Raw genomic sequence first — 23876 nt, 5'->3', positions numbered from 1 at the left:
GATGCAAAAATTTATTATAGGTGTCGCCTCATTATTATTATTTGTTGGTTGTTTATTCTTAATGACAGATATGATTATTGGAGATACAACACACACAGATAATAAGTCTGCATTAGAACGTGCTGGAAGTACAGCAATGGATAAAGCCGTAAAAGTAGGTGTTTTGCGAGCACAAGAAGAAATTGCTATTGACACAGAAATTGCAAAGAAAGAATTTGAAAAGTCTTATAAACAAAATGCAACATTTAAGGACCCTGCATCAAAACGAGAGTTTTCTGCACATGCCGTACAAGAGCAACCTGCAATGATTGCCGTTGAAGGAGATGCCGAAGCTGCTAGTTATACTAAACAATTTGATGAAAAGAAAGGCAGCATTAAGAGTAACGCAAAACACATATTTATTTATGAAGCAGATTCTGACAACAAGAAAGCTGGAGGAAACGTGAAATAAATAAGAAAAAGTAGGTGTGTAAGAAATGCAAAATACAGTAACAACAGCGCTTTTTCTAACGCTTTCTTTACTATTGATAACTCTTATACCAGAGGGTGTACTGTATGGAATGCAGTTAATAAAGGCACATGATTTTGCTTCTAGTACAGTAGAGTTAGCAGAACAAACAGGTGGTTTTCAGTACACGTATGAAGGGAAAAACGTAAATCTAATTCCTGATATAGAGAAGAAAATGAAAGAGCAGAATATGGATGGCTGGAAATATGAATATACAAAAGGGCGCGTTAATCATAATCAGCCATTGAATTTTAAGATAAAAGCTGAACATCACTTCTTTATTTTTAAAATGATAGGGATAGATAGTATGAAAGCACCGATATGGGCTAACAAAGAAGGAATGGGACAAATCTATTTCCGTTAAAAATATCAATATGTATAAAAAGAGGTAAGAAACTATACTGAAAAGTGTAGTTTTTTTACTAAAAAAATATTTATAAATAAAATATATAGAATTTTTTTGCAAATCAATTCATTAATAGTTATATTTTCCATATAAAACAGTAGTTATAAAAAAACATAAATTAATTAATTTATATGTTAAATTATCTGGATTTTATGTTTAAATTCAGTACAATAAAAGAATCTATGAAAAAATTAATATATTTGGAGGAACAAAGAATGGCAAACAAATTTTTAAAAACAGCAACAGCACTAACAATTATGGGTACATCACTATTAGGAGCAGGAGCATTTACTGCTAAGGCTGATAACACAGACTCATTAAAATTCAATGATGTTCCAGCAAATCACTGGTCTACCAAAGCAATTTATGATTTAACAAATCGTAAAGTAGTGCAAGGGTACGGAAATAATATCTTTGGTTTTGGTGACAATGTAACTCGTGGGCAAGTTGCTCGTATGATTTATATGTACGTAAAACCAGCAGATGCAGATGCTAGCTTCAAAAATCCTTTTACTGATATTAAAGGACATTTGTTTGAAAAAGAAATCTTAGCACTTGCTAAAGCAGGACTTGTGAATGGATTTGGTGATGGAAAATATGGTCCAGATGATATTTTAACTCGTGAACAAATGGCACAAGTACTTACAAATGCTTTTAAATTCAAGGCAACGAAAACATCAAAATTTGCAGATGTTGATAAAAATTCTTGGTCTTATGGAGCAATTAGTGCATTGGAGGAAAATGGGGTTACAATTGGTACAGGAGGTAATATGTATTCTTCCAAAATGTTTGTAACACGTGAAGCGTATAGTCAGTTTTTATATAACTCTATTAATGCAGTTGAAAAAGAAACAAAACCAGAGGAAAAACCAGAAGTGAAGCCAGATCCAAAACCTGAAACAAAACCAGAAGAAAAACCAGAAGTGAAACCAGATCCAAAACCTGAAACAAAACCAGAGGTTCCAGAGGGGCTAGATGTAGATCTTGTACAACCAGATTTTAAATATCACCCAGAGGGATTAAAGAATTCTAATATTCAACCGCATTTAACATTAGAAGCACAAAATCTTGTGAAAGAAATCAATAAAAAATATAATACAAACCTTAAATATAAAGATTTACAGGGTAGCGTACATATGATGGATACAGGTATGTATTATCCAGAGGGATCATATATTGGTGGTCAATTTGTAGTTTACGGTGATAAAAATGACCTCGACCTTACATTTTTAGATAATAACCCAGCAACTGTAGAGTTAACAAAACGATGGATTACCTATGTAACTGGATTAAATTTAGATAAAGAAATTCAGGAAACAGTAGATGCAGATTCAATTAATAATTATGAAAAGGGAAATTATAAAATTCGTGTGGGTCAAACTATGGTAAAAGATATGATGTATGTTCAAATTAAAGCAAATTAATGTTACAATATAAATATAACTTTAAAATCAAATATAATATTTAATAAAGATACGGAAAGGACACACCTAACGTACCAGCCATGGTATAGGTGTGTCCTTTTTTATATTCTAGGAGGAAAATACAATGAAATTAAAGAGAAATTTATTATTAACGCTATGTACTTCAACGATGCTAATGGTTCCAAATATAGTAAGTGCAAAAAATGCTGATGTCCCTTTTTATAATGGAAAGGATGATACGCTTATTTCATCAAATTATTTGCAAATGCCAGGTAAGTTTTTTCGTCCTGGGAGTGGATTTGAGCCAGGAAAAACATTATATAAAGCTGATATACATTATCCAGCAGTCTATAATGGTTCTTTTAATTGGGATAATCCAAGGGAAAATTTAGTGCAAAGTGAAGATAGTTCAGAAGCTTTTATTCGTATTGCTAATGAAGGTTATTTTAATAGTTCAGTTGTTGTTGGTGATAGGATGGTAACCGAAATTGAACGTGTAAATTCATCTGTTATTAAAGATAAATATTGGGGGAATCCAGATTTTGTTTTAAATAATATGATGCACCATAGACTTCTTGGTTCTATTACATCAAAAAATATGGGAGAGTTTTATTGGATTAGAGACATAGCCTACCTTTCTGGTGGATACGCAGGGGCTGGTGGTGTAGAAGGTGTGAATAGGTATAGCTTGTGGTATGTACGTACAAATAAACCTGAAATAAAAGATTTTAAAGCCCAGAGTGGAAAAAAAGATGTCCCTGTTAAATTTACATTTAACGGTTTTGAGTATGTAAGTAAAAATAAAGGATACAATGACCGAGATCCTAATGGAACAACAGTTAATCCTTATCAAAAAGCTGCTGGAGAACGGAACAGGGTTAAATGGATGTTAGATATTACAAAAGATGGCGAAACCGTGTATCATCAAGAAAATTATCTGCGTTCAAATCCGCAAAAAGATAATCAAAAACTCAATGAAGGTGATGCAGGACAATTTAAGTCAGAAGAACTAAAGTGGCAGCCACAAATGTGTGGTCGATATACTGCGAAAATTAAAGTCCTTGATGCTGTTCAGAGGGAATCAAACGAGAAAATTGTTGATTTCACCATAGATGGTAACTGTGGTACTGAAGTAACACCTAACCCAGATCCAGGAGATGAAGATGATTTTAAGTATAAAATTGATTTTTCTGCAGATCGAATTGAAGGAGAAACAGCAAGAGAAGGAAAGAATATCAAAACAAGAGTAGATGTATCACGTGATAATTTTAAACCAGAGCGTGATCAATATAGAGCAAAGGTAAACAACAATATTAATAAATCGCAACAAGAAGTAAATAGTTCTGAATCGGAGAGAGATAGCGCTCAATCTAGTCTAAGTTATTGTCGCCGTAATCCAATTCATGAGGTAGATGCCGAGGGAAAGGATCACTATTATGATAGAGACTGCTCTTGGGAAGAAAATAAACTAGATAGTGCAGCAAGTAAGCTAGATAATGCAAGACAGAAGTTAGAAAAAGAGAAGAATAAAATTAAAAAGTTAGATGTATTAGAAGAAAAATATACGAATCCTGAAACAGTAGTTGCGTTAAAACATAACGGACAACAAGTAGCTTTACAAAAGGTAAGATTAACTGAGGGAGAAAAGAAAACACTAAACTTGGATTGGCAACATAAAGGGAAGGGAACCATTCAGGCGGAAATTAACCCTGCTGGTAATCGTCTAGATATAGAAGAAACCACATACAAAAATAATACTATTAAAACAGCAATTTATGAACCTTCAAGAGAAAAGGCTATGTGTGGAGTGACGAGTGTAAAAGGTGTAGTAGAAACAGTAAGCGAGCGTGTGTCGAAAGAAGATACAGCGGGAGAAATGTTCTATGAAACATTAAGTGGAAGTATTGATAATCTATCACCTTCTAAACTTCATAGTGGATATGGCTTTTCGTATCAAGTAAATGGAACATATAAAAATCAGTGGAATGAAAATTATCCTGGTGTTTTTACAGCAGCAACGGCACAATATCCATTTGCAGATGAAGGGCTAAAAACATCACAAGATTTAGAGGCAATTTCTAATACTGGATTAGCATCAAGATTCCAACCTAAAAATATGTATATGTCTGAAATAACAGGACATGTTTTCGATAGCAAACGACCAACTAAGTCTCTATATTGGGATGGTCAAGAAAAAATTATTGATGGCCAACGCAAATGGTATGCGCCATTAAAAACGAAAGATGGGAAATATGCGTTCAATGTTGAAACAAAACCAGCAGGTGTAAATGAAATGAGCTTGTGCCTGACAAGTGAGGTAGAAATTAAAGGGGTCGCATACGATGACTTTAAAAAGAGAAGGGTGCTTGCAGATCTTCCATTTCCTGTACAAACACCAGGCTGGAACTGGGTTGGAAAGGAACATATTATTACTGATTTATCAAACTGGTACTATATGAAGAATAGAAAATAGTTAAGTAGTATTGTATAATAGGTTGAATTGATACAATACTATATCCATCTTAAACTAGTAGCTGAATGGATAAACCAAAGGCACATCCCTTAATGGGATGTGCCTTTTTTTCATAGAAAGGGGAAATTAGAGTGGATAAAAAGAAAAAACAACGTGTTAGACGTGTAATTATTATGGGGGTTGTCGCAATTATTGTATCGCTATACATTGGAAACGAATTTCAGGATCGGAATGGGAAGAGTTATGCTCCTGCAAAGTATTTTGAGACAGGAACAAAATTAATTTCATTTTAATAATAATTTTGTCTCTTTTATCAACTATCGTGAACAAGTCTGCATGACATGTACTAAAGTTGATGTTATAATATGTGTAGAAGTATTACAAAGATAGTTTTTGCATAAACTAAAGAAGACGAAGTGCTGGTAACACTTCGCCTTATGTAACTGCTACCGCAAGGTGGATGGTTGCTAAAAAAGAGTTTATTTTTTCTTAGAATCACCCTTCAAACGCTTGCCGGCATTGTGGGTGGTTCTTTTCGTTTTTCGTCGCTTTTTTTGTGTTTGTTTCCAAGACGTTGATAGGGATTTCCCTACTCGTTTTGCTACAAATACAGCGACTTCTCTAGCAATTACTTTCAGAATTTCAATTGCTATCGTGAAAAGTATATCCATTCGATCACCTCCTTTCTCCATAAAATGAAAGAGAAAGGATAGCAACCGACCACCCTGAAATATTCAGTTACGTTAGATTAATTATACCATATTTTTGAGGTGTTTAATAGCTTGAAAACCTTGATATGACAACGTTTTAAGGCGATTTTTATTTTTGTAATTAGAATTTTAGAATGGTGAAAATAATTTTTTTTTAGAAATGATTGACATAAAACTCTATATATCATAATATTGAAATTGTAATATTAAAGAAATCAAATCCAACATTTTCATATAGACTTTAGATTAGCTAAAAGGACACACCTAAGGCGCATTATGCCATAGGTGTGTCCTTTTTTTGCGTTTAAAGGCTACATAAGGAGGAATACAAACATTGAAGCCATCTAAGTTTCAAAAGAAGCAGATTGCTGCTGTAGGTTTAGCTGCTGCAACAGTAGCGGGTATCTATGGGTACAATCATTTCGCAGTCGAAAATGCAGTAAAACCAACAAAGATTGTTGTAGCCGCAAAGGATATACCTGCGCATACAGAGATTAAAGAAGACATGCTAGTGGAACGAACATTACCAGGTGATGCGATTCCCCCCAATGCATTACGTGCAAATAAAAAAGAAGTGGTAGGTAAGTGGACAAATGATGGGCAGCCCATTACAGAAAATAGCTATCTCTTTAAAAACAAGGTAGTAAAGAAAGAGGAGTTACCTGACTCTGCCATTTTAAATTTGAAAGATGGAGAAGTTGCTTTTCCGTTACTCGTTGATTTGGAAACAAGTTCAGGGAATAGTATTATTCCGAACACGTATGTGGACTTGTATTTCAAACAGGTTGTAAAAGAAGGCGACAATGAGAAGGTTGTATTTGGTGGTCTATTCCAACGTGTACGTGTGACTGCTGCAAAAGATAGCAATACAGAAGATGCATTTGTGTTAGAAAAGAAAGAATCAAAAGAGGAACAAGAAGGAAAACAAAAGCCAAAGGTAACGCGATTATATACACTGGCTGTTTCACCTGAACAACTTCAATATCTTAACCGTGCGAAAACACTTGGAGATGTAATTCCAGTTGCATTCGGACAAAAAGTAGAACAAACAGGGAAAGAACTAGAACCTGCTGAAGGATTCTCACAAATATCTGATCAAAAGAACATTTTAGACTATGTAGAGAAGCATTCGACCAATCCAATTTCTAAAAACGTAAAAGAGTATGTAGCGCAGTATCTGAACGAATCTAAGTAAGAAAGGAGTTTTTAAGATGGATCGGCAAGTAAGAATCGTTGCCTTTTATGCCACAAATGAAAACGTAGGAAAAAGTACGTTAAGTATTACGATGGCAAATGAGTTAGCTCATCTAGGGAAAAAGGTGCTTTATGTAGAAGCGGACCAAGTAAGACCAAGTTTTGCGGTTGGAACTGGTCTTAGCCATGAGAGTAAAAACATGCTAGAGCTTGTAAGAAAAGAAAATGAATACAATCTCTTGCAGTATATTTGTACCAAGCAAGATTTGCTAGAGAAAAAAGTGAATCCAAGATTGATACAAAAATTGCACGATAAGATGGATTTTCTGGTATTTCCATCAAGTTATAGTTTGGCTCAATTCCCAGAGATTCAAAACAAAGAATTGTTCGTAACGACATTTATCGAATCACTAGTAGATACAGAATACGATTATATCATTCTATCGGTACCAACTGAATCATCCGAGGTGCTAAGTTATCCGATCCTATATCAATCAGACCTTGTTGTTCATGTACTAAATGGCAACCCTCGTGGTGCGTTAGCGATTAAACGCGAATTACAACTAATAGAAGAAGCAAAGCTAACATTACCTCGAATGATTCATGTGTTAAATATGGCAGATGAGAATTATGTAGAAGATATTGAAAAGCTTTCTTCTCAAAACATTGCAGTGACAATTCCGTATGACAGAGATCGGACGAGTTACGAATGGGGGATGCAATTTGGTTCCCCACAAATCAATACAAAGGTCCATCACATTATGGAAGCAGCTGGTCTTGATATTTCATTCCAGCATACAGCCTCTATGAAAAAGGGTCTCTTTGGTTTAAGAAATTAAAAGGAGGCAGTAGTATGTGGGGCTATTTACAAGAAAAACAAGTCGCCTTAAAGCGCAATCGAGTGGATTTATATCACTTTGGTTATAGGATACGTTCCAAATCGGCTCGAAAGTTAGGAACAACTACAGCTCAACAGATTAAAGATATAACGGATGAAATTCGTGCATTTTTAGTAAAAGACCATCGTGATATCTTAAGCGAATCCTTTATGAACAAAGAGAAGAGAACAGCTGTAGAACAAATCATTAAAAGCTTTCTTTTAAGTAATCAGGTCGTCATTTCAGAGGTACCTTCTGAACAGTTACTGAATATGGTGTGTGACGAAATTGTTGGATTTGGGATTATAGAACCTTTAAAAGAAGATAAGGATGTAACCGATATTTATATCAATGGCACAAAAGAAATTATATACGAAAAAATTGGAGAGGGAGAATGTACATTTCCTTACCGATTTGAGACAGAAGAAGAGGTAAAGGCTTTAGCTTATAAGATGGTAAACAGTACGTCAGAGTCATTAAATACAGCAAAGCCGTATGTGGACTGCGTGTTTCCATATATCCGTATCAATATTGCTTTAGATGAACTTGGGGGACTCGGAACAACGATAACGATTCGTAAGAATGCGGATCACCTTCGTGCTTCTGAAGAGCGTATGTTATCTACCAATCAAGCATCGAAAGAGATGTTGAACTTTTTGGCTGCAGCTGTGAAAGCCAAAATGAATATTTTAGTTGCTGGAGCCACGGGTACAGGGAAATCAGAGTTTATGAAATATCTTGCTTCTCACATTCCGAAAGGAAAGAAAAAAGAACGTACTCTTGTAGTAGAAGATAACCCTGAATTATATTTGCATCGCATTTTTCCAGAACATCATTTTGTTCCGATGCAGTGTAGGGCATCGGAAGTAGAAGAAAATGCAATCGACTTTGATAGATTGTTAACAAATGCTTTACGTCAAGGGCCAAAGCGATTAATTGTAGGGGAATCGAGGGGGAAAGAAGCGTTGAAAATGATTAACTTTTTCCAAACAGGACATCCTGGTTTCACCTCTGTCCATGCAAGAAGTGCAAAAGAAGCAGTTAGACGTTTAATGCTCATGTGTCTGCAAAGTGGTGCGAATATCGATGCTCAGTATTTATATGAATTAATCTCACAGACATTTGATGTGATTGTCTTTTTAGAAAAGAAAGATGATGGAAATCGCTATATTACAGAGATGATTGAGTTATTGGATTATCAAGATGATATACAGTTCAATCAGCTTTCTCAATTTATCCCTTCGGGTGAGGAATATGATGGAATGAATGAAAGAATAGGGAAGATTCATGGAGATCATATCATTACAGCCAAGATGTCAGCTCAAATGGAGAAGAAATTCCGTTCTTCTACTGTAAATCCAGCTCTTTATGCACCATTCCTTTCAAAACAGGAGGTGCAATATGCATAGTTTATTAGCCTATGGATGTATATTTTTAATCTTTATTAGTGTAGGATTGCTCGTTTTACTTTTTGCAAAATCTAAAGGTTCTGCTCTCTCTCAATTTGTACAAGAAAACGAAAAAGAAGAAAGGCGTTTGGAATTAAGGAATATTAAAGGGATACGAATGTATCTACCACAATTCGTTATCCAAGAAGCTCAAAAGTACGAATGGAAATTGACAAAGAGTATGTACTGGATATATACGATTCTTTCTGGAATGAGTATTGCAGCAGTATTCTATTTTTCTTTTGGTAGAGATCCTTTTACGCTGATTACCGTTTTATCTGGGTTTTTAGTTCCAAGGTTTCTTCTCTATCGAAGAAAAAAACGTTACTACTTGGTTGTCATTGATCGTCTTTCTATCTATATGAAAGCTGTAGCGAATGCGCTTCAAATTAGTAACAATGCAAAACGGGTGTTAGTTCAGGTGAAGCCAATGATGCATGAAAGCATTCAAGAAGAAATAGAGAAAGTTTTTCTTTTATTAGAAGGTGGAACCACAATGCATCGTGCATTTAGAGGATTCAATGAAACGTTTAACTTTAGAGAATTGGTTTTCTTCCATGAAATGTTGGAAGTGTGCAGCCGAGAAGGTGGAACAAATTCAGTGCAAGTCTTACTAGATATTGCAGAAGATTTCGAGAAACAAAAGCTGTATTTGGCAAGATTACGTTCTAGTTTGTCACAAGCACAACGTGCTTTTGTACAGAACTGCTTAATCGTCATCGCTATGCCGATAGTTATTATGTTGATGTCAAAAGAAGCATATGGATTTTTAGCAGGTTCTATGATGGGGAAAATCGCGTTAGCGGTAAATATGTTCATTGTCTTTTTCTTAGCAACCCGTGTAGAAAAGATTGCAAATTATAACCCAACAGAAAGAGGGGAATAAGGTGGCTACGATTTTAGCTGTAGTGGTATTCGTTGTCATGTACTGGGTATTCTCTACCTTTCTACAAAGTAAAAAAGACAGCGGTAGCTTACTTACGAACTATGTAGAAAATGCAAAACGAATTGAAAAGAAGAATTTAAATCAGATGATGCTCGCGCCCTTCCAGTCGTTATCACATAAGTACCTGACAGAAGAAAAGAAAGAGCAGATTCAGAAAAAATTAGAAGAAGCTGGCCTGGATACGAAACCAGAAGAATATTTAAAGATGAAGGTAGCATATCCCATCATTTTCACCTCTGTTTTCTTGATATGTACGGTGTTCCATGATTACTACTTATTTAAAGTGGGAGTTTTGATTTCACCACTGCTTTATTTCTATCCTGATTATCTATTAAAGAGAAGAATCAAGCAGGCGATAGAAGCTAGGAAGTTCGAATTACCAGAGTATCTAATACCTATGCTGCAGCTGTTAAAAACACATACAACATTAGAAGCAGTAAAAAAGGCGCAGATATATGCTGGAAGACATCTTCGTCCGTATGTATCTACACTTACTGCAGAATTAGAAATGTATGCGGGTTCGGATCAACCATTTAGAAACTTTGCAGCAGCCTTAAATAGTCCAGAAGTAAATACCTTTACGATTGCATTGCAACAAGCGCAAAAAACGGACAAGGTACAGAGTCTTCGTATTATGGACGCACAGATTAAAATGATGCGCGAGTTAAAACATGAGAACTATAACCGTCTCATTCAAAATAAGCCAATGGAAATGAATAAATTTAACGTAGCTGTTATTGGTTGTATTGTGATTTATCCGATGGTGATTGTTATTCAATCCTTAATGCAAGGATTTGCAAGTTTATAAAAGACTTTATCAAAAGTGGAATAGGAAAAGGAGTAATACACATGTTAACAAAAATGAAGAATTGGTTGAAAAATGAGGATTCACAGTTATCATCAGAAAACGGTATGCTAATCGCTTTGGCGGTAATTATTGTATTAGTCATTGGGCCATTTGTATGGAAAGCAATTCAAGGCGGGTATGACACAATTCTAGCTCGATTTACAAAAGCATCAAACAATGCAGATGTGAATTCTTGGAACAAGTAATAGAAGTTTTAAATGAATGATGTTTATTACGTATAGCTCAAATAAATGGATAAGGGAGATTCAATCATGTTAGCAAAAATGAAAAATTGGTTAAAAAATGAGGATTCGCAACTATCATCAGAAAACGGTATGTTAATTGCCTTGGCGGTGATTATCGTATTAGTGATTGGCCCGTTTGTATGGAAAGCAATCCAAGGTGGTTATGATACGATCCTGGCAAGATTCACAAAAGCATCAAGCAATGCAGACGTAAATTCTTGGAATAAGTAATTAAAGATTTAAATAGATAAGTTCTAATTTTAGTAGATTCTTAAAATCAATATATAAAGGAGACGAAATGAAATGTTAGCAAAAATGAAAAGTTGGTTAAAAAATGAAGACTCACAATTATCATCAGAAAACGGTATGTTAATCGCGTTAGCGGTGATCATCGTATTAGTAATTGGCCCGTTCGTATGGAAAGCAATTCAAGGTGGTTATGATACGATCCTGGCAAGATTCACAAAAGCATCAAGCAATGCAGATGTAGATTCTTGGAACAAAAAATAAGTTTTGGATTGAAAATAAGAGGGGGAGTGTTTCATATAGCTCCCTCCTTTTAAAACATAAGGAGGTATTATGATGAGATTCAGTAAAGTAATGATTCCCTCATTAGCAACAGTAGCCCTCGGAATATCACTAATGGGTACACCTACAAGTGCAGCAACAACAGCTGATACAAAACTAAATCAAAGTATAACAGGTGGCGAACATAATATTGCCGTTACACCAATTAGTAACTTTAACGCCGTAACGTTAAGTGGAGAAACGCAAGTGACACATGCAAATCCTGGTGTGCTAACAGTGACAGATGCAACTGGTTCAGGGAATGGTTGGAGAATCAATGTAAAAGCAGATCAATTTAAAATAAGTGGAGATGCTAAGACAAGTCGAACACTTCCGAAGGGTTCCTTAGTTTTGAATAGTGGTGGTGCTGCTATTACAAAAGTAGGAGGGACAAGTTCACCAAATCCGGAGTTTAAAACGAGTAACTATATTATAGATGCAGATAATCAAGTTACGATTTTAAGTGCGAAAAAAGATGAGGGTATGGGTAAATATAATGTTAGTTTCAATGATAAGTCCCTAGCTTTAACTTTAAATCCGCATAGTACGTATGTTGAGAATAAAGCTGGTGCTACCTCATATGAGTCAAAACTGACATATTCTATTGTAACAGGACCTTAAAAGAAATTTATTATATAGAAGGGAATCAAGTATGTATGATTCTCTTCTGTACATAGAAAGTAGGGGCAGAATGAAAAGCTATGTATATAAAATTTTAATTAGTATTTTGATCGCAATTATATTCATTTTAAGTGTAAGCCTAAAACCTTTTAAAGTTGTTTATGCAGAAGAGAAACAAGATAGTTTACCGTTTGATGTAAGTATTCATGTCCCGGATAATCAACTAGGTGATATAAAAAATTATTTTAACTTACAGGTAAAAAAGAAACAGAATCAAACAGTAAAAATGGATGTACACAATAAATCTAATAATCCAATCAAAGTCAATGTAAGAGTTGCCAACGCTCTCACCTCTGCAAACGGAGGCATTATGTATGTACCAAATCGTGAAGTCTCACAAAGCATATTAATAGATACAGATTTCTATATGGATCAGTATGTACAAGCTCCTGACGCTGTTACCTTAGAGGGGAATCAAACGAAAACGATAGAGGTACATTTAACCACACCAAGTCAAGAGGGAGTATTTTTGGGCGGATTATTATTTGAGTTAGCGCAAGATACAAAAGCGCAGAATCTTGAAAAAGACGGATTGAACTTTTCTGTACATAATCGCATTGAATATGCGGTAGCGATACAATTGAATAACAAGGAGACTGAAAATTCAATCAACGGAATGCCTCTTAAACTAAATGGCACAACTGTTGAATCTTATCCAACACAACCACAAGTCCATGCACTTATTCAAAATACAAATGCAAATATTGTAAGGGATGTAGCAGTTTACTATGAAGTTTTATCCCAGGATAACGTTCTATTTCATGGTAATATTCCAGCATTCAATGTAGCGCCAAAATCCAAGGTAGGTTTAGCGATCCCATGGAAAGCGAAAGAATACAAAGGTGGAAAGTATACACTGAAAATCACAATAAAGCAGAATGGTATACCAAAAACATATACGGAACAAATACGTATAACTGCTTCGAATGTGACAGAGTATGCGGAACAAACAGGTGCAGTAAAAGTGTTACCTGGATATTCTAATCAAATATATATAATAGCGGCTGGTGTTTTCATATTAATTGTTTCAATGTTTATATTTGTATGGTGGAGAAAGAAACATGCAAATCAGAAGGAGCAAAATAAGGCATCTTCGGTAGCATAAGAATGGAATGGGGGAGGAAACAGTGAAATGGGGGAAGGTTCTTACTTCAATCATACTTTTAGGTGTATCGTGCTTATTTATTGATTCAAAAGATAATTCTATATTAGCTGATCAAATAGTAAAACAGCAAAATGGTATTCCAACACTCACTGCAAATGGAAAAGAAAATGAAGTGAAGCTAGAATGGGCGATTGATATCTTAGAGCAGGACGTATTATGGAAAATTGATTTTAATAACCCAAAAGACGTCAATTTGATGAGTGGTTGGGGAGAGTTTTACGGAAATGGGAATCAAAGTTTACAATCTGAAGTCTTTTATCCAGGTGGTACAGATACTAGCGGATACAAGGTATTTGATACAAAATTGGGTGGGAATCGAGTCTTATATCCTTATACAGTAAGAGAGAGTTCCATTGCTGTTTTTAAGCGATTAAACGTACCTAATAATGCTTATATTTCAGCAACATTTAAAGCGAAGTCACAAGGATTAGGGAGAATTAGTTTCTATGGTGATGGAAGCTGGGAAACAGGGAGGGAATTTGACTATTATAACGCTACTGTTTTAAAGGATGTTCCAAGCGGTTCAAAAGAATTAGAAATTAGTAATATCTCTTTGTTTCCGGAGAGGGAACCCGGTACCAACATACCAAGGGATAGAAGACATATAACTTCGGATATAAACAAAGATGTGTACCAAGATTCTCCCATGATAGATAAGGTGATACCTTACCAGGATGGTTCTGGAAAGGGCAAATTAATATTAAATAGTCCTATTGTGACTCCAATAAAACAAGGGGATCGTCTGAAAACAAGAAAATGGGCAGCACCTATCCAATTACCGAATAATCGTACAGTCACAAAGAATGATACGAACAAAGATGTAAATGGATGGTCTACATTTAGTATGAATACTCAAGTTGCTAATAATCCGTTTTATATTACTGAGCAACGAGGCGTAACTTTTTATATGCTTGCGTATTCAGAAGGAATTACCTATGTGGATGAGTTAAAAGTGGGGTATGCATCTGAAACAGAAGTATACAGAGGGAATCAGCAAATATATAAGGGCAGACTCTCTGACTATGTAGATAAAGAAGCAAAAGATCAAGCAGTACCAACAACACCAGAAAGCTTTCAAATTGAAAATAGAGAACTGAAAGAAACTAAAGTAACGTTTGCCCCTGCAAAAGATGATGGGAGTACCTATCATTATAAAATCCGTGGAGTTGGTAGGAATGGCGTTTCGGAATTTTCTAAGGAAGTTCCTGCAGCTGTAACAAGTGGCGTAAAAGGATATGAATATGTAGTGAATGATAAATCCGACACATCAATTGATAAAGTAAGTGGTGTTCAGTTTACAAATCAGACTAGCATTCAGTTTCCGACTGATTATGCGAAACCACAATATGTACATATCCGAACGATAGATAAAGCTGGAAATAAAAGTGCAACAAAGCATATTTCTACCACACAAAAAGGACGGGTAGACATGCTTACTGTGCCAAAAAGTGTAGAGTTCAGCCCGATTCAATTAAATGGAGAAAAACAAAATTCATTTGGCACATTAGGGAAACTCATGATACATGATAGTCGAAATCAAGCGGATGGATGGAGATTGAATATGACCATTTCGCAATTTACTGAGTCGAACATAGCAAAACAATTGCCAAAGGGTTCTCTATCCTTAAAAAATCAAGTGAGTGTAACAAAAGTAAAAGGTCCAGAGACAGGGAAACCTATTGTACAGATCCCAAATACACCTATTGATAATGAGGCAGCACACACTATTATCCGGGCTTCGAAAGATGTAGCAATTGGAGAATATCAAGTCGATTTTGGACAAAATGGATTACAACTGCAGTTAGATCCAGGGACAACTTATGTAGGGAAGGATAGGCAAGCCACTTATACTTCTACGGTCACTTGGTCTGTAGTGAGTGGACCGTAATAATACAGCAAAACAGGAAAAAATAAGGAGAAAAAATTATGAGTATATATGTAATAGGAATACTACTAGGATATATGACCCTGAATGTATTTACTGACTTGAAATATAGAAAAACGAAAAATATATGGCATTTGCTATTCTTAATTGTAGGTATAGGAATCACGTATTTTGCAGGAATAAGAACAGGGAAAGAGATTGCAATTGTACTAGTAATGGCTTTAGTATGTGGTTTATTATTAGAGACGTTTAAATTCTCTTCACCTGGTGATACGAAAATGCTTGTCGTAGTAGCTTTATATGTTAGTAACATAGTAGAAGAATCAGCTATGCTGACCACTATTACACTAACAGCTTTCCATTTACTATTCTTTTGGATTGCTAGTGTGTATCGATTAATTAAAATTTTAGGGTTTGTGGGAGCGATTAAAGACCAATTGGAGCATGCTGCTTCTATATTTGGGGCAAAACTACCAAAGAAAGAAATACAGCTGATACAGAGCTTCCCAGGGGCTTGTTCTATTTTATTAGGAGCAATTGTGTATATTACTTTCACTATTTATCAAAACGGAGGTATGTTAGCTTGAATAGTAGAATCATTCATCAAAGAGAAACGTATATTTATTTTACGATATTCGCACTAGTAGGAGTACTGATTACAAATATGTTTATTAACATGGTATTTATACTAGCATATCCGTTACTTATCGGATTAATTGTACAGGTCGTCTTGCTTCAGAAGATAAAAAAACCGTTTTATCGGAGTGGAAAAGAATTAACGGAACAGTTAAAACTAAAAAATATGTTTCTAGTAGAATCAAACATTTTAGGAGATGAAGAAGGAACTGTATATGAAGTGCATCAAATGCCTTTTTCATTTTCTAATGGATTAATTAATAAAGATAAGAGTTATAAAATCATAAAACAAGAGTATGATAGAAAAGTCAAAGAGGATTTAACGAAAATTGCAAAATGGCAAGTTACAACAAGAGCTAGACTAGTTACGACAACGCATTTTCGTTTATATACAATTTGGCAGAAAAATAGTACAGGCTATCAATTAAAAAAAATAGAGGATTGTGTTGATCCATATGCCAAGATGAACCTAATTCAATGGATAATTGCTTCATTCTGTACGACTGGTCGTATTAAGTACGATAAGAAACCAAAAGAGTGGGCAAGTTATGAATGGATTACTTTAAGGTAAATAAAGAAGACAGAACGTAAAACTTCTGTCTTTTATTATTTCCTAAAAAAAAGACCTCCATGAAAAATGGAGATCCTTTTAAAATGACGATGAGATATGACTCAATATCTCGTGTAGGATACTTTAATTATACATAATTTCAAGAAAATGAAAAATAATAAGCTCAATGATACCATAAAATATTAGAAATGCTAAATTGTTGAAAAGTGGTATGGTGGATATATAAAAGCATTCTTACTTAGTAAGAATGCTTTTATAATTTATTAAAATATTCTTCTTGGTCGTGACATTTTAATTGGTGAATCAATTTTAAGGTCATTTGGCGCGTCAGGTACAAATTCATCACAAAAATAATTATGATAGTTTGCTATCCAGGCATATTTTTTTAGTAATTTATAATTATTTGCATAGTCATTTAATGCTCTTTCAATTCTATCGCGGTGTGTCTCTAAGTGAGGGAAGAATGGTGTGAAATCCCCATTGAGCGCCTCTTCCTCGTACCACTCGAATAAAACATATAAGTAATTTATAAACCATTCTCCATCCATATCTTCAAGCAGTTCAAAATAAAAAGGGTTATCATATTTTGATGGGTAATAAGACCTATATGTATGCACTTTATCTATACTTTTTCCACTTAGAATAATTCTAGGATAAACAGCTACTTGAGATTCTAGATTATATGCCGTAATCAATTCAGGGCCTAAAACAGTTTCTTCATCCATAAAATGAGGACCAACACTTACTCCGCCTCGAGTGAAGAAGCCATCAAGCGCTAATGACAATTGATATTCTGCCAGATTAAGGAAAGTGGTTCCTAATTCTCCCTCTCCATCTCCATTTTCATGAATAGGCCATCCAATTACTACGTTGTCAGTAAAAACTTTAACTTTTGCTAGTGGGAATTGTTGGGTAATATTATTTCGTGCGTTTTTTAATGAAGCATGTATTTGTTCTAAAAATTCATCGCCCATACCGTCATTAAACGCTTTCATGCCCAATTGTGAAAATCCTAATACATCAATAAAAGTCACAACTGAGGGAATCAATTTAGGATTATTTGAATCATATGGTATTATCAAAATATTCTACCTCCTTCATATATTTATATTATATGCCAAAATAATATAAATATATATGATGATACTTGCTAATACTTAATAAATTAATTAATATATAACTATATTTATTGTTTAATTGATTCCGTTTATTCCCACACCTTATTGTGTTGTGGTTGAGTTGTAGAAGCAAGTTGCGTCTTGTTTCATTTATGAAAGGGCTTCTTTGAGCCGATTAGTGTATATATAGCTTATTTTGCTATGCACATTATTAATCGACTTGAAGAGGCCCTTTTTGTGTTGTCTTCAAGTTAGGAATCACTTGTAAAAAGGTCTTTAGATTTAGGTATACAAATAAAAAACACTGTGAGAAAAACACAAGATTTGTGCTTTTTTGCTTTGGAAGGGGATCATTATAATGAAATACGAACATGCAATTACACTAGATAAACCATTACTATCATTAGACGAGATAATAAAAATTTTTCAGAGGAATGAAGTTACTAAACCAATTCGAGAGCGTGATTCTAGCATTAGCTATGATACAGAAGATTATATTGCAGATAAAATGACAGCCTTACACATCAACTCTGATGAGTATTACAATACGATTTTTTTACCAATTTTAAACCATGATTGTGAAGAAGATTGTTATTTTCCATTTGAAAGGAAGTACTGTTTAGAGGTGTATGGCTATCCATGTACGTTAGAAGATGCGTTTAAGGAATGAGGTCTTTATATCATTAACAAAATGGATTGTACATTAGAAACAGTAATGTCTGAGTATGTAGAGGTTACAAATCCTTTATTTGATCCGACTGTAGAAGAATTGGCCAGAATTATTAAATATAACAAAGAGCGTACTAAGGAATGTAGTAGATTATTTAATATTTCTCTTGAACCATTGAAGAAATTATTAAAGGAGTCCCCCCATACCGTTATTGAGATCATTCAAAACATTGAAATGGAGGACATATCAAAACTTCCTACACACTTAGGTGTTCAATTTGCTTATAGAAGGGAAACGAAAGAACTTTACATGTATTATGGAGAAAAACATTTGCCGTGGCTTTATCGAGTATTACTTTTTCTTCATATTTTTGAGTTATCTATTCTAAGTGTAAAGTAATCAATTGTTGTGAAGTAGAAAAATAATAAATATATAACCAGGGGGAAGCTTAAATGAAAATGAGTTATGAAGTATCTATATTTTGTTCTGCACATCCAGAAGATTTTATGCCAAATTTGCGTGCATTACGAATGAGAATAACAAAAGAAGGAGCATTTTGGGAACGCGATTGTTATCAGTTTTCCATTAAACCATCAAACTTGTCACAGCGAGCAGCCAAACAAGCAGGGGAAATCTATTTGTATCATGTCTATTTCAATGGATGTATACGAGATTTCCTTTTTTTATTGGAGCGATGCTTTAGAGGGACAAGTTATCGCTTTACTGCAATCCGCGGTTTCCTAGAAATAGAAGGGTATTCCCTTAAGAAATGGAAACCGATTCTACACAGCCATTATGTAAAGCCTGCAGATGTGGATTGTCTTTTTAAGAAGGATGATCTAGCGATGATTGTGCATCATAATGGAGTGTTAGAAGTGGTTAAGCGTGCAGAAAAAGGTGAAGAATTAAAAAAAGTAAACTTTCTAAATGTAGATAGCTGGTTACAAGCACTTAATCCGACAAAAGAAGATCTATTCTCTTTAACAGGTGTGAGTGTATCTTAATGAGTAATTTGCAAAAACATGTGAAAGTGTACAAACAGAGGAAATGACAGAAATCTGTAGTTAAAATGACTATTAATTTCTGTCTTTTTATTTTATTGATGAACAAAGATAATATCTAAATAGAGGTATAAGAGTTTAATAGAAGTAGCTGTTCCCTATATATTGAACTACTCACCACTTAACGTCCATACGGACTGTTTGAAGTGGGAGATTCCTGCGAACACCGATGTATCCAACAGTTATCTTAGCAGGCTCTGCCCGTAGTCCCTACGGTGAAAACATAAGTATCTTGTACGTTGACTCACCACGCTTCCTACTTTAGCTTGGTTTTCGCAACTTCAGCAAACGTGGGGCGAAAGAACGTTGAAGATTTTACGGTTGCAACGTTTTTCTGCAACCAACCTCATATCTTCAGTTTTCAAAGAGCAATCTGTACAAGTATATAGTAGCAAACATGTTGGCTAATGCCAACCGACATTCATCTCCCACCTAAAATTGATGTTTTACACCTTCACATTTTTGAGGAAGGAGCCTTCTGTCGGAAAACGATAAACAGTATACAAGGAGTGGGGAAAAAATGAGTTATAACATTCAAAAAGGTCAATTTCGTTTAACAAATGCCTATCCAAGAGGTAGCTGGTGGGAATTTTACCGTGTTACGTGTCCGATTTGTCATGATACAGGTAATTGCATGCTGCATGTTTCGCAAGAAAAGGTAGCATGTACACGTGTAGAAAGTAAATGGATTTATGGAAAAAACACGGGCAATCCAAGCTACATTCACTACATAAAAGGAAAAGATAAATATCAATTGCCTGAGGTGGATGAAATTCAGATTCATGATAAGAAAAGTAATGAGGAGTTAAATGTGTTTAATCGTAAATTAATGGAGTTCATACCATTACAAGAGCATCATCATGCACATTTATTAAAAGATAGAAAAATGAGCGAACAACAAATTCAAGTACGTCAATATCGTTCTTTCTTAAAACAACAAATTGTGTTAGAGGAGGATAATACGTATACGACTGTTTGGGAGCAGCTATTTAAACAGATGGGGAATAAAAACTGTTGGCAGGGTGTTCCGGGCTTTTATGAGATGAGGAAAGGTCAACTTTCTCTTCGCTTGATGTCAGGATCTCCTGGTATATTGATTCCTTTTCGAAACCAGTACAATCAAATTGTTGGATGGCAGGTTCGTGTGGATGAAGTAAAAAACTCCGTTCATGTGAAATCGGCACCTACTGGAGTTCAAGCGGAATTAATCGAACAGCCTAATATTGTAAAGATAACTAAAGATGGTGATTGTATCTTTGAAGGCGAACTAGAAGTGAGCAAAAAGGTAGAGATTCCATTTCAAGAGGGACAAATTGTTGTAAAGATTCATAAAGGACAAAAGTATCTGTGGCTCTCATCAGCAAACAAAAATCAAGGGACTGGGGCAGGCGGTAGTGAAAACCCACTTCCTGTGCATGTTGCGGTACCGAGTTCTCATTTGAAACATTGGAATTCTGGTATTCTTCATCAAACTAAATCAGTAATGATCACAGAAGGACCTATGAAAGCTGATTTGATTGCTGATTTGCTTCCAGAGAGATTTAATAAAGAGGAGATTTCTGAAATAGGAACAACGGTTCTTGCGATTCCTGGTGTAAATGCTTGGCGTATTGCTATGCCTGTATTAAAAGATATGGATGTAGAAAATGTCTATTTAGCGTTTGATGCGGATTTAGTAGAGAATCAAAAAGTAAGGAAAGCTCTTATAGATTTTGCGACAGAGTTAAAGCGAATGGGCTATAACGTAATCATAGCTGCATGGAACCCAACGCAAGGTAAGGGGCTGGATGATACAATGCAAGCGGGATTTAAACCTGTATTTCAGAGATTGTGAAAGTTATAAAGTAGGTTGATATTTTCATAATTAGGTAGATTGAAAAAGATAGAGTTTTTAATTCTATCTTTTTCTTATATCCAATTAAATAAAAGAAGGGTAGAAGAGAATATGAATACATCTATGAAAAAAATCTAGTAAATTTACGAGTTGATTTTGCTTTCAAGCGTTTGTTTGGAGTAGAAGGAAACGAGGAGATACTCATTGGTTTTCTTAATGCGGTATTACAATCCTCTTTAGATGAGGAAATCATTTCTTTGCATTTAGATGATCCGCATCTTCCAAGGGAGCAAAAGGATGATAAATTGTCTATTTTAGATTTGCGAGCTACTCTGAATAATGGTATAAAATTAAATATAGAGATACAGGTTCGCGACAAAAAAGACATGATCGAGCGATCTTTGTTCTACTGGGCTGGCATGTATTATTCCCAAATGACTCAGGGGATGAAGTATACAGAATTAAGACCAACCATTTGCATTAATATAGTGGATTTCATTCTGTTTCCAGGAGAAGAAGACTTTCATAATGTCGGTGTAGTCATGAACAAAAAATCGGAGCACATAATTTCAGAGAATATGCAATTGCACTTTCTTGAGATTCCAAAAGTAATTCGAGAATGGCAAGAAGATCGAATGGATCCATGGGAGGATATATTAGCACGCTGGCTATTATTATTTCCTGCATATGAAGATGAGAAATTAACTACAATCCTGGAGGGAATCGCGATGGAAAAAGATCCAGTTTTGAAAAAGGCAATAGAGGATTGGGAGCGTTTAAGTAGTGATAAGGACTTTTTACGCTTATATGAAGCGAGAGAGAAGGCAATAAAAGATAGAATATCAGAAATAGAGACGGCAGAAGAAAAGGCCGTGGAAAAAGCAGCAAAAGAAGCAGCAAAAGAAGCAGCAAAAGAAGCTAGAATAGCAACTAAGATAGAGATGATTCACAATTTAATTAATGTCGGTGTACCTATAGAGAAAGTAGCGGAAGCCACTGAATTAAGTGTGGAAGAGGTTAATGAAATTCTAAAAAATAAAGAGTAAATATAAATGATATAAAACAGGTGATTGTGATTACAAACAATTACCTGTTTTTTTTATTTTTGATGGATGCCCATTTTGTGATTACAACTATATTTTTTCTTGCTTTAGGATTCCCTCTAATTTATAACGAAATTTATTAAGTTATAATGAAATTAAGAGAATATATGCGAAGGAAGAGGAAATAAATATGAAAGTAACCAGGGGTACGCTACATGAAATGATAGACAAGGTAAATGAAAGTGAATTACATGAAATATACGATGTGTTGCAATCTATTTTAACGAATTTCCTGAAAGAATTCTCCTTCCTCAAGCGTGTGAAGGGCGTAGCCCAACGGTAGGTGGGAGATGAATTTCGGTTTGGCGTAGCCAAAAGGTTTTCCTTTTTATTTTGCCTCTGATATAATCAGTCTTATAAATTATAAAGGCTGGTATATAAATGAAATTAGATAGTAATAACCATTCAGTATTCTTGTTGTATTATCACCTTGTGTTGGTCGTAAAATACAGAAGAAATGTGTTTGATGATGATATGTCAGACTATGCAAAAGATATGTTTGTTCGACTATCTGAAAACTATAACATCACATTAGTTGAATGGAATCATGATGTAGACCATGTTCATATTTTGTTCAAGGCACACCCTAATACAGAAATGACAAAATTCATCAATGCTTATAAAAGTGCAAGTTCTCGACTTATTAAAAGAGACTTTCCACAAGTGAAAAAGAAACTTTGGAAAGAGATGTTTTGGTCAAGAAGTTTTTGCTTGCTAACTACTGGTGGTTCGCCAATAGACGTAGTAAAAACATATATTGAAAATCAAAGTGAAAAGTGAGGTGAAATGATATGACAAAGCAGAATAAAGCATATAAATTCCGTTTGTATCCAACAGAAGACCAAGCACATCTTATGCGTAAAACCTTCGGTTGTGTACGTTTCGTGTATAACAGAATGTTAGCTGAACGGAAAGAAGCGTATGAAAAACATAAAGATGATAAGGATCAACTAAAGAAACAAAAACTTCCCACTCCTGCAAAATACAAAGCAGAATTTGAATGGCTAAAAGAAGTTGATTCATTAGCTTTGGCAAATGCTCAACTAAACTTGCAAACTGCCTATAAAAATTTCTTTCGTGGTCAAAATGACTTCCCAACATTCAAAAGCAAAAAAGACAGAAAGTCTTATACAACGAATGTAGTGAACGGAAATATTATGTTGCTTAACGGTCATATCAAATTGCCAAAACTGAAAATGGTACGTATCAAACAGCATAGAAAAATACCACAAGGCCATATAATCAAGTCATGTACGATTTCTATGACACCTACTGGTAAATACTATGTGTCCATTTTGACTGAATACGAAAAAGAGATCGTACAAAAAGAAGTAGAAACAGTTGTTGGATTAGACTTTGCGATGGATCAATTATACGTCAGTTCTGAGGATGAGAGAGCCAATTATCCTAAGTTCTATCGTGAAATGTTAGACCGATTAGCAAAGGCTCAACGAGTATTATCAAGACGTACAAAAGGTTCAGGGCGTTGGAATAAACAACGTATCC

26 protein-coding genes and 1 pseudogene are annotated in these 23876 nt (G+C 34.8%); 25 read left to right on the top strand and 2 right to left on the bottom strand.

What is annotated here, in order from left to right:
* The first annotated feature begins 1 nt into the window (after position 1).
* From CN409_RS28205 to CN409_RS32085, 5 genes are all read left to right on the top strand, one after another.
* On the top strand, positions 2–451 hold the full coding sequence (locus CN409_RS28205; protein ID WP_001168875.1) for a hypothetical protein: 450 nt from the start codon (positions 2–4) through the stop codon (positions 449–451).
* Positions 452–476: 25 nt separating this feature from the next.
* Positions 477–872 carry a DUF4320 family protein gene (locus tag CN409_RS28200; RefSeq protein ID WP_001181741.1) on the top strand — a complete coding sequence of 132 codons (396 nt, stop codon included), beginning with the start codon at positions 477–479 and terminating at the stop codon, positions 870–872.
* Positions 873–1129: 257 nt separating this feature from the next.
* Positions 1130–2338: an S-layer homology domain-containing protein gene (locus CN409_RS28195; RefSeq protein WP_097981504.1), complete on the top strand. Its 1209-nt coding sequence runs from the start codon at positions 1130–1132 to the stop codon at positions 2336–2338.
* Positions 2339–2462: 124 nt separating this feature from the next.
* Positions 2463–4811, top strand: a complete 2349-nt coding sequence (locus CN409_RS28190; RefSeq protein WP_097981505.1) for a hypothetical protein — start codon at positions 2463–2465, stop codon at positions 4809–4811.
* A gap of 131 nt (positions 4812–4942) precedes the next feature.
* The gene (locus tag CN409_RS32085; RefSeq protein ID WP_153600992.1) at positions 4943–5104 is read left to right on the top strand and encodes a hypothetical protein; all 162 of its coding nucleotides are present in this window, start codon (positions 4943–4945) and stop codon (positions 5102–5104) included.
* A 186-nt stretch (positions 5105–5290) separates the two neighbouring features.
* On the opposite strand, the gene CN409_RS28185 is transcribed toward CN409_RS32085, so the two are convergent.
* Positions 5291–5482 carry a hypothetical protein gene (locus tag CN409_RS28185; protein ID WP_097892326.1) on the bottom strand — a complete coding sequence of 64 codons (192 nt, stop codon included), beginning with the start codon at positions 5480–5482 and terminating at the stop codon, positions 5291–5293.
* A gap of 373 nt (positions 5483–5855) precedes the next feature.
* Between CN409_RS28185 and cpaB the strand changes: the two genes are divergently transcribed.
* The 13 genes from cpaB (at position 5856) to CN409_RS28120 (ending at position 16584) form a co-directional block, all read left to right on the top strand.
* The gene (gene cpaB / locus CN409_RS28180; protein ID WP_097981507.1) at positions 5856–6716 is read left to right on the top strand and encodes a Flp pilus assembly protein CpaB; all 861 of its coding nucleotides are present in this window, start codon (positions 5856–5858) and stop codon (positions 6714–6716) included.
* 16 nt (positions 6717–6732) lie between these two features.
* Positions 6733–7554: an AAA family ATPase gene (locus CN409_RS28175; RefSeq protein WP_097981508.1), complete on the top strand. Its 822-nt coding sequence runs from the start codon at positions 6733–6735 to the stop codon at positions 7552–7554.
* Between the two features lie 14 nt (positions 7555–7568).
* Positions 7569–9002: a TadA family conjugal transfer-associated ATPase gene (locus CN409_RS28170; protein WP_097981510.1), complete on the top strand. Its 1434-nt coding sequence runs from the start codon at positions 7569–7571 to the stop codon at positions 9000–9002.
* Positions 8995–9927 carry a type II secretion system F family protein gene (locus CN409_RS28165; protein WP_097981511.1) on the top strand — a complete coding sequence of 311 codons (933 nt, stop codon included), beginning with the start codon at positions 8995–8997 and terminating at the stop codon, positions 9925–9927. Before CN409_RS28170 ends, CN409_RS28165 begins: the two co-directional genes overlap by 8 nt.
* A 1-nt stretch (position 9928) precedes the next feature.
* Entirely contained in the window at positions 9929–10795 is an 867-nt protein-coding gene (locus CN409_RS28160) for a hypothetical protein (RefSeq protein WP_000201169.1), read from the top strand.
* Positions 10796–10836: 41 nt separating this feature from the next.
* Entirely contained in the window at positions 10837–11040 is a 204-nt protein-coding gene (locus CN409_RS28155; protein ID WP_000956352.1) for a hypothetical protein, read from the top strand.
* A gap of 66 nt (positions 11041–11106) precedes the next feature.
* Complete coding sequence (locus tag CN409_RS28150; RefSeq protein WP_000879955.1) at positions 11107–11310, top strand: hypothetical protein; 204 nt, start codon at positions 11107–11109, stop codon at positions 11308–11310.
* A 72-nt stretch (positions 11311–11382) separates the two neighbouring features.
* A complete protein-coding gene (locus CN409_RS28145; RefSeq protein WP_000879960.1) occupies positions 11383–11589 on the top strand; it encodes a hypothetical protein in 207 nt (68 codons plus the stop codon).
* Between the two features lie 72 nt (positions 11590–11661).
* Positions 11662–12267 carry a WxL domain-containing protein gene (locus CN409_RS28140; protein WP_097892197.1) on the top strand — a complete coding sequence of 202 codons (606 nt, stop codon included), beginning with the start codon at positions 11662–11664 and terminating at the stop codon, positions 12265–12267.
* A gap of 70 nt (positions 12268–12337) precedes the next feature.
* Positions 12338–13432: a DUF916 domain-containing protein gene (locus CN409_RS28135; protein WP_097892194.1), complete on the top strand. Its 1095-nt coding sequence runs from the start codon at positions 12338–12340 to the stop codon at positions 13430–13432.
* A 22-nt stretch (positions 13433–13454) separates the two neighbouring features.
* Complete coding sequence (locus tag CN409_RS28130) at positions 13455–15380, top strand: WxL domain-containing protein (RefSeq protein ID WP_170955815.1); 1926 nt, start codon at positions 13455–13457, stop codon at positions 15378–15380.
* A gap of 38 nt (positions 15381–15418) precedes the next feature.
* Entirely contained in the window at positions 15419–15964 is a 546-nt protein-coding gene (locus tag CN409_RS28125; protein WP_097892191.1) for a hypothetical protein, read from the top strand.
* On the top strand, positions 15961–16584 hold the full coding sequence (locus CN409_RS28120) for a hypothetical protein (RefSeq protein ID WP_097981514.1): 624 nt from the start codon (positions 15961–15963) through the stop codon (positions 16582–16584). Before CN409_RS28125 ends, CN409_RS28120 begins: the two co-directional genes overlap by 4 nt.
* Before the next feature lie 263 nt (positions 16585–16847).
* Here the strand turns inward: CN409_RS28120 and CN409_RS28115 are convergent, their stop codons facing one another.
* The gene (locus CN409_RS28115; RefSeq protein WP_097892189.1) at positions 16848–17666 is read right to left on the bottom strand and encodes a hypothetical protein; all 819 of its coding nucleotides are present in this window, start codon (positions 17664–17666) and stop codon (positions 16848–16850) included.
* A 394-nt stretch (positions 17667–18060) separates the two neighbouring features.
* On the opposite strand from CN409_RS28115, the pseudogene CN409_RS28110 reads away from it, so the two are divergent.
* The 7 genes and pseudogenes from CN409_RS28110 to CN409_RS28075 all read left to right on the top strand — a co-directional run.
* Positions 18061–18771 (top strand): annotated as a pseudogene (locus tag CN409_RS28110) (hypothetical protein).
* 53 nt (positions 18772–18824) lie between these two features.
* Entirely contained in the window at positions 18825–19376 is a 552-nt protein-coding gene (locus tag CN409_RS28105) for a hypothetical protein (protein WP_097892186.1), read from the top strand.
* Between the two features lie 577 nt (positions 19377–19953).
* Positions 19954–21267: a DUF3854 domain-containing protein gene (locus tag CN409_RS28095; protein ID WP_097981517.1), complete on the top strand. Its 1314-nt coding sequence runs from the start codon at positions 19954–19956 to the stop codon at positions 21265–21267.
* A 170-nt stretch (positions 21268–21437) separates the two neighbouring features.
* Positions 21438–22313 carry an Rpn family recombination-promoting nuclease/putative transposase gene (locus CN409_RS28090; RefSeq protein ID WP_430793593.1) on the top strand — a complete coding sequence of 292 codons (876 nt, stop codon included), beginning with the start codon at positions 21438–21440 and terminating at the stop codon, positions 22311–22313.
* Positions 22314–22500: 187 nt separating this feature from the next.
* Positions 22501–22653, top strand: coding sequence for a hypothetical protein (locus CN409_RS32080; RefSeq protein ID WP_170951620.1), 153 nt, complete (start codon positions 22501–22503; stop codon positions 22651–22653).
* Between the two features lie 98 nt (positions 22654–22751).
* Positions 22752–23150 carry an IS200/IS605-like element ISBth16 family transposase gene (tnpA, locus tag CN409_RS28080; RefSeq protein ID WP_000762752.1) on the top strand — a complete coding sequence of 133 codons (399 nt, stop codon included), beginning with the start codon at positions 22752–22754 and terminating at the stop codon, positions 23148–23150.
* 11 nt (positions 23151–23161) lie between these two features.
* The coding region (locus CN409_RS28075; RefSeq protein ID WP_141527749.1) for an RNA-guided endonuclease TnpB family protein at positions 23162–23876 on the top strand (715 nt) is incomplete at its 3' end.

The sequence above is a fragment of the Bacillus sp. AFS012607 genome, assembly GCF_002558005.1.
Taxonomy (GTDB): domain Bacteria; phylum Bacillota; class Bacilli; order Bacillales; family Bacillaceae_G; genus Bacillus_A; species Bacillus_A thuringiensis_S.
The sequence above is the reverse complement of the archived record's forward strand: the minus strand, read 5'-3'. Positions and strand labels throughout refer to the sequence as shown.